The sequence below is a fragment of the Xanthomonas sp. NCPPB 2632 genome, assembly GCF_041228075.2.
In the GTDB taxonomy this organism is placed as follows: Bacteria; Pseudomonadota; Gammaproteobacteria; order Xanthomonadales; family Rhodanobacteraceae; genus Luteibacter.
This window is the reverse complement of sequence record NZ_CM192979.1, coordinates 4,661,992-4,681,189: the sequence shown is the minus strand read 5'-3', so window position 1 is coordinate 4,681,189 and position 19,198 is coordinate 4,661,992. Positions and strand designations below refer to the sequence as shown.

Genomic DNA, 19,198 nt, shown 5'->3' with positions numbered 1-19,198 from the left:
GCCGATTGACGAGACGCAACGGAATCTTCACCATAATGTGACACAGCTCACACTTTGGCTGAGGGGACACCGTGAAGCAGTTGCTTATCTACGACCGCCCCCGGCCATTGAACCGGGAGGCGCACCGCGCCCTGCGCCTGGTTCCCGGCGCGCCCGACTGGACGTTCGCGCGCGCGGTGAATTCCGTGCCCATGGTGCTGGCGGAATTCGCCAACGCCGGGCTGGATTACCCCCTCGTCTTCGCGGGCGCCCCGGGTCAGGAACAGCCAGCGGTGCTGCTCGGGCTGCACAGCGGCGACAACCTGTTCGTCGACGAGGCTGGTCACTGGGCCCTGGATGCCTACGTCCCGGCATTCCTGCGGCGCTACCCGTTCGTGCTGGCCGAGGTCGATGGCGGGGAAGATTTCACCGTCTGCGTGGACGAAGCCTATGCCGGCTTCGACACCACTCGTGGCGAGCCCCTGTTCCATGAGGACGGCACGGACACCGCGCTGCTCGGCCACGCCGTGAAGTTCCTGTCCGATTTCCAGACCGGCCTGCGTGCCACCCAGGCGTTCACCGCCCGGTTGCGTGAGCTGGACCTGCTCGAGCCGCGCACGCTGCACGTGCAGCCGGCGCAGGGCAACGCCACCACGCTGGACGGTTTCCAGGTGGTGTCGGCCGAGCGCCTCGCGGCGATCGAGGGCAACGCGCTGGCCGCCCTGCACACCAGCGGCGACCTCGCCGCCATCCATGCGCACCTGAATTCGCTGAACAACGTGGCACGGCTCTCGGCGCGGCTCGACCGCCGCCGCTCGCCCGCGACCGCGTTGAACTGAGCCTTCGTACTTTCGTTCGACCGTCGCGGCGCATCGTCGCGGCGTAACAGGGGAAAAATCATGTCCAGGTCGCCGACCCGTTCCCACGGGCCGCAGGGTGTCGAGCGCGTTGCCGTCATCCCGCAGGGTATTGCCGCCCATCCGTTGCGCAAGCTGAGCGTGGCGTTGGCCAGTGCGATGGCGATCGGCGTACCCCACGCGGTACTCGCGGCCTCGACGATTACGGCGCGAAGCGGCCTGCCCACAGGCATGACCCAGGTCGCCACCAACGGCGCCACCATCGACGTGACCACCGTGCGCGCCAATGGCAGCACGACGACGGCGTTCAACAGCTTCCGCGACTTCAACGTGGGGCAGGGCGACACGGTCAACCTGCACCTGCCCACCGGCGCGAACAACCTGGTCAACCTGGTCGACAGCCAGGCCATCGTCAACGGCACGGTCAACGGCATGGTCGGCTCGACCAGCGGCGCGGGGCGGGTGTTCTTCGCCGACGCGAACGGCATGGTCGTCGGTGCCACCGGCGCGATCAACGTCGGCGCCCTCTCCATCGCCACGCCCAGCCAGGCGTCGATGGATGCGCTGTCCGGCGAGGCCCTGCTGGGCGGCGGCGCCTTCACCTCGAAGCTGCTCGACGGCAGCATCGACCACGACGCGGCCTCGGTGGTCGTCGATGGGCACATCACCACGACCTCCGGCGTGCGCATCCAGGCGCATGCCATCGATGCGTCCGGCACCGTGTTCGTCACGGGCGGCGCGACGGGCACCGGCCTGGATACCGCCGTGAACACCGGCAGCGACGGCACGGTCACCGTCGTCAAGGACGACCAGGGCATCCGCCTGGTGGCGGAAGACATCGCCATCAAGCAGGGCGCCCAGGTGAAGGCCGTGGACAGCCATGGCACCGGCGTAGCCGACGTGACCCTGGCCGCCTCGGGCGAGGCCACCGTCACTTCCGGTCAGGCCAGCGCGAACAGCAGCGTCACCGTCAACGGCACGCTTGCCGGCAAGAACGTGAGCATCGGTGCGACCAGCGCGGCCACCGCGGACTACCAGAACGCCGACGACGCCATCGCCACGCTGGGCAGCGTCGCCACCGACGCGGCGACCCGGCTCGGCGTGAGCAACCTGCCGATCGGCGTGGTTGCCGCAGCCAGCAATGCCGCCGTGACGCTCGGTGCCAACGCGATCATCGTCGCCGATGGCGATGTGGTGGTGCAGGCCGCCACGGCGGCCAAGGCCGCCACGTCCGCGTTGAATGACAAGGCCGGGCAGAGCCTGCTCGCCGCCGGCGTCTACGGCGAGACTACCGGCACCACCACCGCCACGGTGCAGTCGGGCGCAAGCATCGCCGCCGGCGGTAACGTCTCGGTGAAGGCGCTGCACAGCAGCGATCTCGACATCACCGCCAAGGTCTCGGGCAAGAACACCGTGGCCATCGCGGCGGCCATCGGCAACGTGTCCGCCGAGACGGATGCCAGCATCGCCCAGGGTGCCACGGTCACCGGCAACGGCATCGCCGTGCTGGCGCACAACAGCGGCAGCTATGGTGTCACCTCCACGGTGGAGGCGAACAGCACCAGCCCGGTCGGCGCGAACGCGGCGCTTCTGTTCGTCGACACCAACGCGAACGCGACCAACAACGCCAACCTGGGCACCACCGCCAAGCCGGTCGGCTCGCTTACCGTGCTGGCCGACTCCGTCACCTCAAAGACCGAGGTGAGTGCCGAGACCTCGGTGGGTGGTGCGGACAAGGACGCGGCGCCGAAGCCGGTGGTCGCTTCCGCGGGCGACGGCATGATGCCGTTCCTGCAGGGCAAGCTGGGCGACAACCTGTCCAAGGCCGACGACACCACGGCCAAGCAGGAAAACCAGCCGGCCCAGCCCAAGGGTGACGATGCCGCCGGAAAGAGTGCCTTGCGCGGTGGCGTGGGCATCAGCCTGGCGACCGTGGACCAGGGCGCGCACGCGTCGATCGGCAACGGCGCGGTGGTGAAAGCCAGCGGCGACCTGGTCGTGCAGGCCAACCTGGTCAGCGCAGGCACGAAGATCGCGGCCACTACCGAGACGGAATCGGGCGAAGACAACACGGCCAAGGTGTCGGCCAGCCTCGCCATCGGCGTGAGCCTGCTGCACAACGATGCCGCCGCCACCATCGGCGCGAACGCCGACCTCACGGCGCTGCACATCGGCGTGGGCAGCAACGTGTCGGTGCCGTGGGACCTTCCGTCCACGTCCGGCCTGAACGAATTCTCGAACATCCCGGAATTCCTGAAGGACATCTACACCGACCTGTCGAAGAACGGCGAGCCGCTGGCGGCCAGCTACGTCAATGCCAGGTCGCAGAGTGCCGATGTCGGCCTCGCCGGTGCCATCAGCTTCTTCGCGCTGGCCAACGACAACACCGCGTGGGTCGGCAGCGGCGCGAAGCTCAACGCCACGGCGGCCACCGACGCGGCGTGGACGAGCAGCGTCGCGCTGGGCAACGATGCGGAGGGGGCAGCGATCGCGCCCGTGGCGCTGTCGTTCAACCACGCGATCGGCGTGGCCGCGAATACCACGGTCCAGACCATCGACATCAGCGGCAACATCGACCTGCTCAAGGTCAACGGCACGGGTGGCACGTCCACCGATGCCGATGCCGTGGGCGGCGGGGTCAACCTCACCAACTACGCGGACAACACCATCGCCGGTATCGGCGACGGCGTAACCGCGACGGCGAAGGGTGTCGGCGTCGACGCCAACGACACCCAGCAGATGGTGGTGATCACGCCGTCGGCCGGTCGTGGCTCGGGCGTGTCGGGCAACGTCATCTTCGCCATGGCGAACATCGACAACGCGACGCATGCCTCCATCGCCAATACGGCGCGCATCGCCGCCGACGTGGTGGATGTGACCGCGCACCAGGGGGCGGGCATCTGGTCCATCGCGGGCGCCATCGCCCAGGGCACCAGCGTCGGCGTGGGCGTGGGTATCGCCATCAATCACCTCGATGGCGACACGCGGGCATATATCGGCAACAACGCGGCCGATGCGACGCAGGTCGATCCGGCCATGGCCGCCGCGACGGCCATGCCGACTGCCGGGATCGCTGCCGGTGCCGTCAACGTGCTGGCATCTACCGACGGGCGCAGCGGCGCCATCGCGATTTCCGGCGCGCAGGCGAAGGGCGAGGACACGAAGCCGGCCAGCGGTGCGGGCGGCAGCAGCGGCACTGGCACGGGCAGTGGCACGGGTACGGGCACGACGAGCGGCAGCACGCCCTCCGCGGAAGGTATCTCCAACGACCTCAGCCCCGATTTCCTCAAGACCACCCAGGCCAGCAGTGACAGCAGCACCAGCGGCTTCGGCGTCGATACGATCCTGTCCAAGCTACCGGTCATCGGCGACATGCTGGGCACGGCGAAGAGCAAGGAAGGCAAGACCGATACGGGGACACCGGCCCCGGCCAGCAAGCCGAAAGTTGCCGTCGGCGTGGCCGGCAGTGCCACCGTGGATATCGGCAACCTCGACACGCGCGCCTCGATCGACGGTATCGCCATCGATCGAGGCACCGGTGCCACGGCCAGCGACATCGGCGTGACCGCACTCAACCAGACCGACCTGATCAGCGCCAGCGGCGCGGCGGCACTGGCCTCGGCCAAGACCGAAAGCAAGGCCAGCACGGGCCTGGCCGGTGCGGTGGCCTACAGCTTCATGGACAACGACACCACGGCGACGCTGAGCAACGTCACCGCCCCGCATGCGGGCGATGTGACGGTGCGCGCGTTCTCCGGCGGGTCGATCCTGGACCTGGGCCTCGGCCTGGCGAAGAACGCCAACAGCGACCAGGACGCCTCCGCGGCGGCCGGCTCGTTCTCCATCGGCACCACGCACAACGACACCTCGGCGGGCATCAGTGCATCCACCCTGACCGCCACCGATGCCACCTCATCGCTGGGCGTTACCGCGTACGACCATACCGATATCGGTGCGGGCGGCGGTGCGTTCGCGATCGGCGGCAGCAAGGGCTTTGGTGTCGCCGTGACCTGGAGCGACATCACCAACAGCAACGCCGCCTTGATCGCCGGCGGTAGCTACACCGGTTTCGGCGGGTTGTCCGTGCAGGCGTTGACCGCCTCGCGCATCGCAGCCGCCGCCATCGGCACGGCGTATTCCAACACCACCGACAGCCAGGAACTGAGCGGGTCGTTCACCTTCAACCAGGTGAGCAACAGCGTGTCCGCCGGTGTCACCAACGCCACCATCGCCAGCGGCCAGGGCGATGTCACCGTGCAGGCAAGCGGCAGTGCACCGGTGCAGGCCTACGACGACCTGCTGGCATCGCATGGCCGTTCGGTCGCCAACTTCATCGACTTCAGCGGCTCCGCCATCGGCGGCGTCGCACCCACGGGCGCCGCGATCTTCGCGGTGTCCGGCGCCATCGCCGTCGGCGGCGAGTCGGCCGGCATGGCCGCGGCGGTCAATACCATCGCGGACAGCTACACCGCCGTGCTCTCGGGCGGCTCGGTGACCACCACGGGCAACGTGGCGGTCACCGCTACCGATGCCACGCGCATCGTGGCCCTCACCGCCGGCATCGGCGGTTCGAAGGGTCAGTTTGCCGGCGCGGGCTCGATGACGGCCAACTTCATCAACGACAACGTCACCGCCACGCTCGGCGACAGCAGCAAGCTCACCGGGACCACGGTCAGTGGCGCCACGGTGGCCGTGCAGGCGACCAACGCCGCGATGATCGACACGCTGGCCGGTGCAGTTGCCGTGTCGACCAAGGGCTCGTCGGCCGGACTGGCGGTGGCGTTCGACGAGATCGGCAGCCAGACCTCGGCCACCATCGTCGATGCGGGTATCACCACGAACGGCTCGGCCACGGCGGCCGGTTGCGCCGGTGCCGCGGCCGCTGTGTCCGCCACCGCCTGCGCCACGGGTACGATCAACGCGGCAGCCGTCGGCGTGGCGGGCGCGAGCCAGGTCGCGTTGACCGGCTCGCTGGCGATCAACGACATCGGCCTGGAAGACACCGGCGCCATCGGCAGTCTCGCCAGCGCCCTGCGCCCGACCTTCACCCGCGCAAGCATCGATGCCAGCCGGCTGGATACCTCCAGCATCGGCGTGCACGCGAACGACAGCGCCACCATCAACACGCTGGCCGGTGCCATCGCCGGGTCGAGCGAGGCAGCAGCCGGCGTGGGCGTTGCGCTGGAAAACATCGGTGCCAATACCAGCGCCGGCTTCACCAATAGCCAGGTCAAGGCGAGCGGCGCGGTGAATGTCGGCGCCGCCTCCACCGGCAGCATCGATGCCATCGCCGTGGGCGGTGCGCTCTCGGGTGATGTCGCGGTGGGCGGCTCGGTCACGGCTAATCTGATCGGCAACCACACCACGGCCACCGTCGACGGGCTGTCCGGCTATGGCGGCGCCACGCGCGCCAGCATGACCAGCCTCGACGTCAGCGCCACCGACAGCGCAGCGATCGACTCCCTGGCCGGCGCGCTCGCGGTCGGTCTCGAAGCCGGCGGCGTGGGCGCCGCCTCGTCGGTCAACGGCATCGCCAACCTCACCCATGCCACGCTGTCCAACAGCGTGTTGGACGTGCGTGACAGCACCACGGTGGAAGCGGCCTCGACGGCGGCGATCCGTTCGCTGGCCGCGGCGGCCGCCGGCGGCGAAGGCCTGGGCCTGGCCGGTGCGCTCACCGTCAACACGATCGGCAACGACATCGCCGCGACGATCTCCGGCGGCAGCCAGGACAGCGCGGGCAATACAACGCGCGTCACCGCATCCGACAACGCGTCCATCCTGTCCATGGCCGGCTCGCTGGGCGTGTCCGCCGGTGGCGGCCTGGGCGCGGCGATCGCGGTCAACGATATCCGTACGACGACCGCCGCCGAACTCGACGGCGCCACGTGGCATGCGAAGAACGTGACCGTGGCCGCCGACAGCAGCAATCCGGGTACCGGCGCCAACATCCGCACGGTAGCGGCCGGCGTGGGCGGCGGCTCGGTGGGCGGTGCGGCCTCCGCGGCCACCAACCTGTCCAGCGCCAAGGTCAGTGCCGCCATCACCGGCGGCGCGCAGGTCACGGCCGAGAACAACATCGCCGTGACGGCCGTGAACCGCCAGGGCATAGACGTGTTCGCCGGCAGCGCCGGCATCGGTGTGGGTGCGGTCGGCGTCGGCCTCGGTGCGGTGGTCAACTACCTGCACGACACCACCACCGCGTACATCGACGGCACGGGCACGCACGTCAACGCGCTTGGCAAGGACGCGAGCGACACCGTCAGCGTGGCCAGCGGCCAGCTGGCGCATCCGGAAAACCTCGATACCGGCACGATCCATGGCAGCGGCGACTACGTCAGCCCGGACCTGTCCGAGGGCAACGTCGCCATCAGCGGCCTGGCCGTGAATGCCAGCTCGACGCAGGCGGTGGCCACACTCGGTGCCAGCGTCGCTGCGGCGTTCGATCCGGTCGGCTCCGCCGCCATCGCGGTCATGGGTAATGCCAACGTGCTGGGTGGCACCACCAGCGCGTATATCGCCGATGCCAGCGTGAACCAGGACAACGCGAACACGGGTGCCGGCGCGGCACAGGTCGTGGACGTGCGCGCCAGCAGCCATGCCTACGATGCGTCCTTCGTGGCCGGCGTCGCGGGCGGTGCCAACGTGGCCGGCAGCGGTGCGCTGGGTGCCAACGCGTTCCAGCGCAGCACGCAGGCGTCCATCCAGGATGCCACCGTCACCACGAACGGTCTCGCCAACGTGGACGCCGAGTCCAGCCAGCGCAGCGTCGCCGCCGTCGTCGGCCTCGCCGCCGGCCTGGTCGGCGGTGCGGGCACCGGCGTGGTCAACGTGTTCGACGCCGGTACGTCGGCCGCCGTCACCCACGGCACGCTGAGCGCCGGTTCGCTCGATGTCACGGCGCACTCGCTCAGCCAGGCCAACATGATCGGTGGCGCCGGTGCCTTCGGTGGCGTGGCCGTGGCCGGCGCGTTCCTGTTGTCCGACAGCCACAACACCACGTCCGCCAGCATCGGCGATACCGCTGCCGATACGACCCTGCACGTCGGCGGGGATGTCGACGTGGACGCCCGCTCCGATGTCACGCTCGGCAGCGCCATGGTCAGCGGCGCGGGTGCCGGCGGCACGGCGGTGGCGGGCATGGCGTCCGTCACCGTGGTGGGCAACACCACCACGGCCACGCTGGAACGCGCGCAGCTCGATCGCGATGCGTCCGACACCGCGGCCAGCAGCCTCGAAGTGCATGCGGCCGAGACCATCGGCGTCACGCCGGATGCCGCCAGCGCCGCCGTCTCCTTCGGCAGTGCCGGCGTGGGTGCCGCCGCCAATGTGGTGATCGTGCAAGGCGCGGTCGGCGCATCGATCCTGGACAGCGCGGCCAGCGTCGCCGGCCATACCGACGTGGCGGCCACCAGCACCAAGACCCTCGACATCACCACCTTGTCCGGCGGCCTCGGTGCCGGCGTGGGCCTCAGCGGTGCGCTGGGCCTGGCGATCATCGGCAACGGCTCGCTCACCGACAGCGCGTCCGGCAGCAACCCGCTCGGTGAGCTGGACAAGGGCGGCAACGGCACGCTCAGCTCGATGAACGGCATGGGCGGCCAGGGGCTGGCCAGCGGCGCGCAGATGGGCGGCCATCTCTCGCAGTCCGATGCGGATGCGGTCAACGCGGCGACCAAGGTCAGCCTGCTGGATGGCAACCATCAGCTGCTGCGCCAGCGCGACGGCATCCAGGCGACGATCGGCAACAGCACCCTCGTCACCGGCAGTCTCGATGTCACCGCCACGGGCACCACCTCGCTGACCAACGTGGTCGGCAACGTGGCGGCCGGCGCGTTCCTCGGCGCCGGTGGCGCCATCGCTTTCAGCCTCGTCGACCAGAACGTCGGTGCCACGGTGGACGCGCAGTCGACCGTCACCAGCGGCGGGGCGATGAACGTCACCGCGCAGTCGCTGAACGGCACGGCGCACGCTTACGGCGCCAACCTGCAATCGGAAAGCGGCACTTATTCGGTCGCCTCCAGCGCCTACCAGGGTGCGGCCGGCTTCGTCGGCCTCGGCGGTGCCATCGCCATCTCGGAGCTGTCCAACCACGTCAGCGCCATCGGTGCCGGCACGATCCGGCTCGGCAACGGCAGTGCGTTGGCGATCACTGCGCAGGACCAGACGGCTGTTGCGGCGCGTGGCGGCGGCGCGGTCGCCGGCGGTCTCGCAGGCGGCGTGGTGGTCAGCCAGGCCGACAAGCATGGGGATACCACGGCGTCGATCGGCGACAACGCGTCGGTCTCCGGCGCCGGCACGGTCGGTGTCAACGCCGCCTCCACCGGCGCGGTGAGCGCGAAGGCCACAGCCGTCGCGGCAGGCCTGTTCGCGGCGGCCAACGGTGCCGATGCCAACGCGCGCGACCGTGAAAGCATCACGGCCATCGTCGGCAAGGAAGCGCATGTCTCGGCCTACGCCCTTGCGGTGCAGGCGGTGTCCACGCCGCAGGTGGACGCGCAGGCGTTCGGCGTCGCCGTGTCGGGTGGCGTGTCCCTGGGCGCCTCCGTCGCCACGGCGGAGGGCGACCAGCAGGTGCTGGCGAAAGTGGACGATTCCGCCTACCTCACCACCACCGGCGATAGCCGCCTCCTCGCCACCAACGGCACGACGGCCGGCAGCGGTGTACGCGCCACGGCCGTCGGTGGTGCTGGCGGCTTGCTGCTGGGCGCCAATGCCAGCGCGGCCACGGCGGTATCCAACGCCAGCGTGCAGGCGCTGACCGGCGACAGCGTGCGCCTGCCCGACGCCAACCTGACCCTGCAGGCGATCAACACCACGGCGCAGACCGCGTCGGCCACGGCCGGCGCGGCGGGTTTCATCGGCGTGGGCGCCGCGGTGGCCGAAGCCGACGCGAACACCGTGACCACGGCGTCGCTGGGTACCAATACCTTGAGCGGGGGCACCCGCACGGGCACCCTGCACCTGGACGCCGAAGGCAGCGACACCAACCTCGCCGATGCCACCGCCGGCAGCGGTGGCGTGATCTCCGGCAACGCGGCCGTGGCACGCACGTCCAACACGGGCAGCACCTCCGCCACGGTGGGCGACGGCAGCAGCATCCACGGCGGCGCGATGGCGATCACCGCGTCGCACCAGGCCGATTACGCCGTGGCCGTGAACGCGGCGGGCGCCGGTATCGCCAACATGAGCGGCGGCTTCGCTTCCACCAACGTCACCTCCAACGTGAGCGCGGGCCTCGGCAACGGCGCCGCCCTCTACGGCTCCGGCTTCATCGACATCGGCTCGAGCAACCACTTCATGAACGTCGGCACGGCACCGCAGGTGCAGGGTGGCGGCGGTGGCGTGCTCTCGGGCGCGGCGGCGACCAACAGCACCAGCCTGGGCGGCACGGCCTCGGCACGGGTCGGCGACAGCAGCACGATCGTCTCCGGTCTGGACGCGGGCATGGCCAACGCGCTCGCCAACCAGTACGACGGCTACGTGTACACCAGCGGTGCGGATCCCTTCGCCAACCCCGGTCGCATCCTGATCGGCGCCGATACCCAGATCGTGGACAACGCGACGGTGTCGCTGGATTCCGGCGGCGCGGTGGCGGGCTCGGGCGTGCGCAACAGCCTGACCGCGACGGTTACCAACGACGTGGGCACCGGCAGCAACGACAAGCTGCTGACCAACGGTGCCATCGGCCTGGGCAGCGACGTGCAGTCGATGACCTCGCAGTCGGCGCTGACGCATACCTATGGCGGCGGCGCGCAGGGTGCCGCTTCGGCCTCCACGTCGATCACCGCGACGCAGAACGTCACGGTCGGCGACAATTCGATGTTGCTCGCCTTCAGCCAGATCAACCTGACCGCGGGCATCGATCCCGCCGGTTTCGCACCCACGGTGTTCTCCGCCGACAGCGTCGGCCAGGCCTATGTGCGCGGCATCATCGCCATCGCCACGGGCTCGGCGAACACCACCGTGCACAGCACGGCCAACACCACCATCGGCACCGGTGCCCGCGTGCTCGGCGGTGCGGACATCAACCTCGGCAGCTATCGCGGCACGGCCAATGTCACGGCGGAAGGCGCAGGCCATGGTTACGAGCTGGGCTTCATCCCGGTCACCACGACCGACAGCAACGCGTCGGCCGACGGTAGCGAGAACCTGGCCCTGCGCGGGTCCGTCACCGCGGGCATCTACGCCGACAACGAGGTGAACATCGACGCCGGCATGCAGCTCACGCATGCCCACGGTGCGCCGCTGCTCTACAACCGCGACGACAACTTCAGCCCCTGGTCGTACATCGACCAGCATGCCGCCGGCCTGGGTGCCAATACCGACAGCAGCGGCAACAAGGGCGTACCGGTCGTGACCGGTGCGGGCCAGTTGCAGGCGCCGACCGGCCTGACCCCGGTCAACAACAACGGCGACTCGGACGTGGCACCCGCAGCCAGTTCCGGCACCACCGGTGTATCGCCGGGCTCGGCCAGCGCGGACGACCTGTCGGTGGCTGAGATCCTCAAGGGCACGACCACGCCCGGTACCACTTCCGCCTTCACGCTCGGCTCGATGTTCGCCTCGGGCGGCAACCTCACCGTGCACGCCGGCAACATCAGCGGCAGCGGCGTGCTTACGGCCAACGGCAGCCCGTCCGTCGCCGTGAACAACGCCAGCAGTGCGTACCTGGTGCTCAACGACATCAACGTGTCCGCCAACGCGGGCGGTGCGGTCACCTTCACCGGTGGGGCCAACGCGGCCAGCGATGCGGCGATGGGCGTGCGCAACGACACCAGCGGCATCGCGCCCTCGGTGACGTTGAACAACAGCTACACCGGCTCGATGCCGAACCAGCCGTCCTCGGTGACCCAGGGCCCGGCCATGCTGCTGGGCGGCACCATCACCAACCTGGGCGGTCTGGTCGACATCAGCAACGCCACCGGCTCGGTCGGCCAGTTCGCACCCATCTCCGCGCAGCAGATCAAGGAATACGTGCCCAACGGCGCGGTGGCCGTGTACCTGCCCAACGGCGCGTACCACTCCGGCTCCGATCCGGTGGCGTCGTACCTGCCGTACCAGATCGACCTGGGCAACGCGACCAACGCCGTGATGTACGCGGTGAACGCGATCTACAACGCCAACGGCCAGTACACGAGCAACGACGACCTCTCCAACCGCCTCTACAACACCCTGGGCACCGGCAACCTCGCCTTCAACAACGGCAAGGAGGGCGGCGTATCGATGATCTTCCTCGGCACCTGCCTGCCGTACGCCAACAGCACCTGCGGCACCAACCCCGGTACCGCCGGTACCTACGACTTCCACGGACAGGCGTTGCCGAAGCTGTGGGTGCTGCCGACGACCAAGACGATCGCCGCCGATCCGACGCCGACCAATGCCAGCGCGTCCGGGCTGATCGCCCAGACCATCGCGGTGAAGGCCAAGTTCATCGACATCGACAGCGCGATGACCGCCGGTCGCCCGACCGACTACACCATCACGCTGAGCGCGGCGGCCAAGACCTTCATCGACGGCCAGAGCGGCAGCAGCGGCCAGGTCGACCTGCCGACCAACCTGTGGTGCGCCTCCGGCGGTGCCACCTGCACGCCGGGCCTGGTCAAGTACGACCTGGGCACGAAGACGATCGTCATCGCCAACGTCAACGCATCCGGTGGCGGTTTCGTCTCGCTCGATGGCGGCATCATCAGCACCAAGGCGCTGGGCAACATCACCATCAACGACGGTTACGGCCATGTCACGCTGAACAATGCGCTGGGCCTGCCCGTGCAGCTGGCCGACATCAACACCGGCAACAATGCCGTCGGCGAACTGAAGATCACGGATACGTTCAAGCAGTACACCGATGCCGACGGCAGCTGGAGCCAGACGCAGTGGTACGTCGACACGCGCGGTGCCGGCACCAAGGTATATACCAACAGCAACCGGGCCACCGACCTCGCCGGTGCCGTGGCCGTGGCGCCGTCCACCGACGCCAGCGGCCTGTACTACGACCCCGAGGCCGGCCTGCGTTACCAGTGGCAGCAGCAGGTCAACCTCAAGCGCAGCATCCCGACGCTGCAGAGCGTGTCCAACTGGGGCTATGTGGACGCCAGCGGCGTGGCCGTGGCCACGCCGCAATACCTGCTGGTGTCCTCTGGCGTGATCGAGCACAGCAGCATCTCCGCCAACTTCACCGAGTCCATCGCCGCCACCGCCACCTATGGCGCGATCGGCAACTCCAACACCGCCAGTGTCGTGGACGTGTACTACCACGGCTGCGGCGGCAGCAACGGCTCGGGTTGCCACTACGGCTTCAGCCGTACGACGGATGCGGCGGGCGACATCCACAACGACAGTCACGGCGCGGGTGTGTGGCAGTACGTGCTGCCCACCGATGCGCAGCTGCTGCTGACCAGCTCGGTCAAGGCCGACAACCGCATCCGCATCAACTTCCAGGGCAATGCGTCGGGCCAGGTGCTGGTCAATTCCAATGCCAACGTGCTGCTCTCGGGCAACATCTACAACCCGAGTGGCAACACCACGATCGACGCTACCCAGGGGGCGGGCGGCGCCATCGTTGCCGGCGTGCATGGCGCGATCACCAGCAACGGGGTGACACTCAAGGCCACCGGCGGCATCGGTGACGCGGTAAACCCGCTGCAAATGGTGATGACCGGTGGCACGCTGGCCGCCGATGCCGGTGCGCAGGGCGTGAACATCAAGGCGTCCACCGCCCTGCAGCTCGATCATGTCAACGCGGGTAATGCGAGCGGCTGGGGTGACGTGACCCTCAACGCCGCCGGCAGCGTGACCGGCGGCACAGGCACGACGATCAGCGGCCGGGATATCACCGTCAACGCGGGCGGTGCGGTCGGCAACACCGGGCAGTCGCTGAACATCGCCGCGCATGGCGTGACCAATGCCTCGCACGGCATCGACCACGGCGTGGTCGACGTGCATGCGCTCAACGACATCAACCTGCGCCAGCAGGGCGGCGACCTGCGGGTCGGCCTGATCCAGTCCGACGGCGGCTCGGTGAACATCGACGTGCCGGACGGTGCGATCGTCGATGCCGCCGGTGTCACCTCGGGCCAGGCGCTGTCGCAGGCCCAGCTGGTCCAGGTGCGCGATACGCTGCACCTCACCACGGACGACGATGCCAACGGTGCCATCGCTGCCGCCAACCGCAAGCGCATCGAGCAGACGGCCGATGGCAACTACACGCAGTACCAGGGCCTGATGGCCAATGGCGCGGTGGTGGGCGGCAACTTCGTGCTCGATACGGGCAAGATCGCGCTCTACCGCGGGCTGGCCAGTGCCGAGCTCGGTCACGCCGCGTCGGATGTCGAGACGCTGACGTATGCCGCCGCGCGCTACGCCACGCTGGACGGTTACTTCACCGGCCTGCTGGGTAACGGTTACGCCAGCTCGTCCGCCTTCGTCACCCCGGTGGCCGATCTCGCCTATCACGCGACCGACGCGCAGCTTGCGGCGATCACCCAGGATGCCTACTGGAAGCTCGGCTGGCTGACCAGCTCGGTGAACAGCGCGGCGCTGGTCGATGCCGGTAGCGCCACGCCGCCGCCGCTCTCGTTCGTCGGCAGCGCCGCGCCCAATATCCAGGGCCGCGACGTGACGCTCTCCGCGCGTGGCAACATCGGCTCGCCGGGCGATGCCGTGAGCATCACCGGGCAGTCGCTCATCGACGGTACGGTGACCGATGCGCAGGCCGCCGCACTGGCCACCGCCAACGCGGCGGGCGACATCTCCGTGGTCAAGGATGCCAACGGCACCATCGTTCGCCTGGACGTGAAGCAGACGCAGCCGTTGTTCCTGACGGCGGGCGGCACGGTATCGGCCACCACGCAGGCCGGGCAGGGCGGTTCGGTTTACCTGCAGGCCAATGGCGACCTGAATATCGGCACGATCAACGCCGACCGCGACGTGCGCCTTGCGGCGGTGGGCAACATCCGCGCCGCCGGTGCGGACAACGGCCAGGCGCAGGTGCTCGCCAACGGCAACCTGACCATGCTGACCGGCTCCGGCAGCAGCATCGGCCAGGCGCTGGACGTGGCCAACCAGATCCCGCAGCGTGCGCTGGTCTACTCGATCGGTGGTCTGCTGGTGGACGCCACCGCATCGCAGGACATCGTGCTGCGCGCGAAGGATCACGATCTGCGTTTCGACCGCATCCGCACCAACGGCCTGGTGTCGCTGGATGCGGGCAGCGGCTCGATCGTGCAGCAGCTGGCCGGCCTGGCGCTGAGCGGTCGTGCGATCACGCTGAACGCAGGCGGCGATGTCGGCTATTACGACGGCACCGGCTACCTGCAGGTGGCGACAGGCACGGGCACCCTCGACGGCACCGTGGGCGGCAAGGTGCGCATCGCCAGCCCGGGCGCCGGTGCATTGAACATCGGCCAGTTGACGGCCGGCGGCACGGTCGACCTGGTTTCCACCGGTGACCTGACGGCCACCGCGGTGACCGGCAGCGCCGTGAACCTCTCCAGCGGCGACGATGCGACGCTCGGCACCGTCACCGGTATGGGCGACGTGGCACTGACCGCCGTGCACGACATCACCCTGGGCAAGGCCAAGGGTGCCACGCTCGCGGTACAGGCCGGGAGCAACATCACCGCGACCCACCTGGGCAGCGGCGTCGCCAACGCCACCGTGCTGAGCGGCGCCACCTTGCAGCTTCACGCGGGCAGCAGCATCGGCTCGCCGCTGCGGGTCTCCGCGGTCGCGGTCCAGGCGCGCGCCGACCAGGGTGCCCTGATCCTCGATATGGTCTCCGGGCTGCAGGACGGCACGTTCACCGCTGGCGGTGCGTTCACCCTCACGGGCAACTCGTTGCACGGCAGCAGCATCCAGGCCGGCGGCGATATCGCCGTGACGGGCACGGGCGACGTGGTGTTCGGCAGCGTGTCCGGCGCAAACACGTCGATGCGGGCCGGCACCTCGCTGGGCGTCACCACGCTGGCCGCCAACGGTGCGGCGCGGTTGCAGGCCGGCGCGGATGCGTCGGTGGGCACGCTGACCGCGACCGGCGACGCATCGCTGACCGGCGGCACGACGCTCGGCGTCACCAGCCTTACGGTCGGGCACGACCTGACGGTCGGCGCCGGCGGCAAGACGACCCTCGGTACGACGGGGGTGGGCAACGATGCCACGCTCACGCTGTCCGACGCGCTGGACAGCGGCACGCTCACGGTCGGTCACGACCTTGCTGCCGCGGTGACGGGGGCGGTGACGCTCGATACGACCTCGGTCGCCAACGACGCGACGCTGACGCTTGGGAGTGATTTCGCCAGCACGCAGCTGGGCGTGGGGCATGACCTCACGGCTACGGTCATGGGCAGCGTGGCCAGCAAGCAGCTCGATGTCGGAAACGACCTCGGAGCGACGATCAAGGGCAACGCTTCGCTCGATACCTCGACGATCCGCCACGATGCATCGGTGGACGTGGCGGGCACGCTGGACTCGGGCAAGCTCGACGTTACCCGCAACCTCACGGCGAAGGTCGGCGGCAAGACGACGCTGGCCGCAACGACGGTCGGTGGAGATGCGTCGCTCACGCTTTCCGATGCACTCGATAGCGGCAGCTTGTCTGTCGGTCACGATCTGATGGCCGCGACGACGGGTGCAGTCGCACTCGGTACGACCGCTGTCGCCAACGACGCGACGCTGACGCTCGGTAGTGATCTCGCCAGCACGCAGCTGGGCGTGGGGCATGACCTCACAGCTACCGTCACGGGTGACGTGCAGAGCAAGCAGCTCGATGTCGGCAACGACCTCGCGGCAACGATCGGAGGCAACGCGTCGTTCGATACTTCGGCGATACACAACGATGCGTCGGTGGACGTGGCGGGCACGCTGGACTCGGGCAAGCTCGACATCACGGACGATCTCACGGCGAAGATCGGTGGCAAGACGACGCTGGCGACGACGACGGTCGGCAACGATGCCTCGCTGACCCTCTCCGATGCACTGAACAGCGGCGGCCTCACTGTCGGTCACGATCTGCTGGCCGCGGTGACGGGTGCGGTGGCGCTCGATACGACCTCCGTCGCCAACGACGCCACGCTCGTGCTGGGTGGTAACTTCACCAGCACGCAGATGGGCGTGGGCCACGACCTCATGGCCAGCGTCACGGGTGACGTACAGAGCGCGCAACTCGACATCGGCAACGACCTCGGTGCGACCGTCAAGGGTCATGCGTCGTTCGATACCTCGACGATTCACCATGCTGCATCGGTGGATGTGGCCGGCACGCTGGACTCGGGCAAGCTCGACGTCACCGACAACCTCACGGCGAAGGTTGGCGGCAAAACGACACTGGCGACGACCACGGTGGGTGGCGATGCTTCACTCACGCTGGCCGATGCACTGGACAGCGGTAGCCTCACCGTAGGCCACGATCTGATCGCAGCCGTGACCGGTGCGGTCACGCTTGGCACGACGGCTGTCGCCAACGACGCGACGCTGACGCTCGGCGGCGACTTCACCAGCACGCAGCTGGGCGTCGGACATGATCTCACGGCTGCTGTCAGCGGTAACGTGGCCAGCAATCAGCTCGATGTAGGCAACGACCTCGGTGCGACAGTCAAGGGTAATGCCTCGTTCGATACCTCGGCGATCCACAACGATGCATCGGTGAATGTCGCTGGCACGCTGGGCTCGGGCAAGCTCGACGTCACTCGCAACCTCACGGCGAAGGTCGGTGGCAAGACGACGCTGGCGACGACCACGGTGGGTGGCGATGCTTCGCTCGCGTTGTCCGGTGCGCTCGACAGCGGCAGCCTGTCCATCGGTCACGACCTGGCAGCGGCCGTGACGGGTGCGGCGGTGCTCGGCACCTCCTCGGTAGCGAATGACGCGACCCTCACCGCCAGCAGTGACTTGACCAGCGCTCAGATGAGTGTGAATCACGACCTGACGGCGTCGGTCGGTGGCACCACGTCGAGCACGCGCCTCGATGTCGGCCACGACCTGAGCGCCATGCTTACCGGCAACGCGACGTTCGGCACGACCACAGTGGGCCGGGATGGCCTGTTCGAGGCTGCCGATCAGCTCGCCCTCGGCATGCTGTCGACGGGCCGGGACACTGTCGCCACGAGCAACAACGATCTCTCGTTCGCCGGCATCGACGCCGGTCGGGACATCACGCTGCGCTCGCTGCACGGCCAGGTGCTCGGCGGCACGGCGCATGCCGCGGGACGCCTGCAGGTCACGGCGGCGGGTTCACTCGTCGCGGATACGCTCACGGCAGGCCAGGATGTCACGCTCGCGTCCGGCAACGATGTGAGGGTAGGGATGATGGCCGCCGGCACCGTCGTCGGCATCGACGCCACGCACGACATCGTGCTGGGCAACGCCACCTCGCAGGCGGGCACCCGCCTGGCGGCCGGCAACGACATGGCCATGGGAACGCTGAATGTCCTCCAGGGCAACCTGCAGGGTACGGCCGGTCGCGATCTGGCCCTCTCGGCCTACGATGTCTCCGGCGACGTATCGCTCGTTGCCGGACGCGACATGCGCCTGGGCAACGGTCGCAACGGCGGCAACCTCACGCTGAGCCTGGGACGTAACCTCGACTTCGCCAGCCTGTCGTCGGGTGGACCGATCGCCATCGACTCGTCCGCTGGCACCATCCACGGCGGGGACCTGGTTACCGACACGGCCACGCTCGGTGCCCGCGACTCGATCGTCCTGGACAGCTCGCACATCGGCAGCCGCCTGAACCTGGCGGCCAGCGATATCGACGTGCACACGGTGCAGACGGCGGCCGGCAAGCCGATGACGATGACCCTCACCGGCTATCACGGCACGGTCGCGAAGAAGATTGTCATCGACCTGCGCAACGCCGACAGCTGGATGGTCCAGCGGCTGGCTACGGTACAGGCCGTGCTCGATACATCGGCCACCAAGGTGACGATCGCCGATGGCGTCGTGCAGGGCGACATGCTGCTGGTGACCCCGCAGGCCCGCGTCTACATGAACAACGTGACGCCCAAGCTAGTCATGGCCGACATCCAGTACTTCGAGCCGGACACCCGCTTCACCTTCGCGATGGATGCGAAGGCGGCGATGTCGGATGCCTATGTCTCGCGCTACACGGTGGGCTACGACGTCACCATGCCGAACTACATCCAGAGCCACCAGTCGGGCGACCTCGACTATTACGGCGGCAGCGTGCTGCGCTACCTGGGCACCACGCTCACGCTCCATACCAATGACGAACCGGCCCACGAGGACGTGCCCATGCCCGTCCGCCATGACGACCAGCGCAAGCGCGATGACGACGACCTCGTCGCGCCGGATGCCGCGGGTGCCGTCAACCTGGGGTCGGTCAACTGATGCTTCGGACCTATCGC

At 68.8% G+C, this 19,198-nt stretch carries 2 protein-coding genes; both read left to right on the top strand.

Features of this window, described 5'->3' with window-relative positions; genetic code table 11:
- The first annotated feature begins 71 nt into the window (after nucleotides 1-71).
- A complete protein-coding gene (locus AB8808_RS20110; protein WP_369925391.1) occupies nucleotides 72-818 on the top strand; it encodes a SapC family protein in 747 nt (248 codons plus the stop codon).
- Nucleotides 819-878: 60 nt separating this feature from the next.
- Nucleotides 879-19,181 carry a leukotoxin LktA family filamentous adhesin gene (locus AB8808_RS20105; protein ID WP_369925389.1) on the top strand — a complete coding sequence of 6,101 codons (18,303 nt, stop codon included), beginning with the start codon at nucleotides 879-881 and terminating at the stop codon, nucleotides 19,179-19,181.
- The last annotated feature ends 17 nt before the right edge of the window (nucleotides 19,182-19,198 follow it).

Coding starts and splice junctions, on each gene's coding strand:
- AB8808_RS20105 (WP_369925389.1), top strand. CDS start 879: ATGTCCAGGTCGCCGACCCGTTCCCACGGGCCGCAGGGTGTCGAGCGC.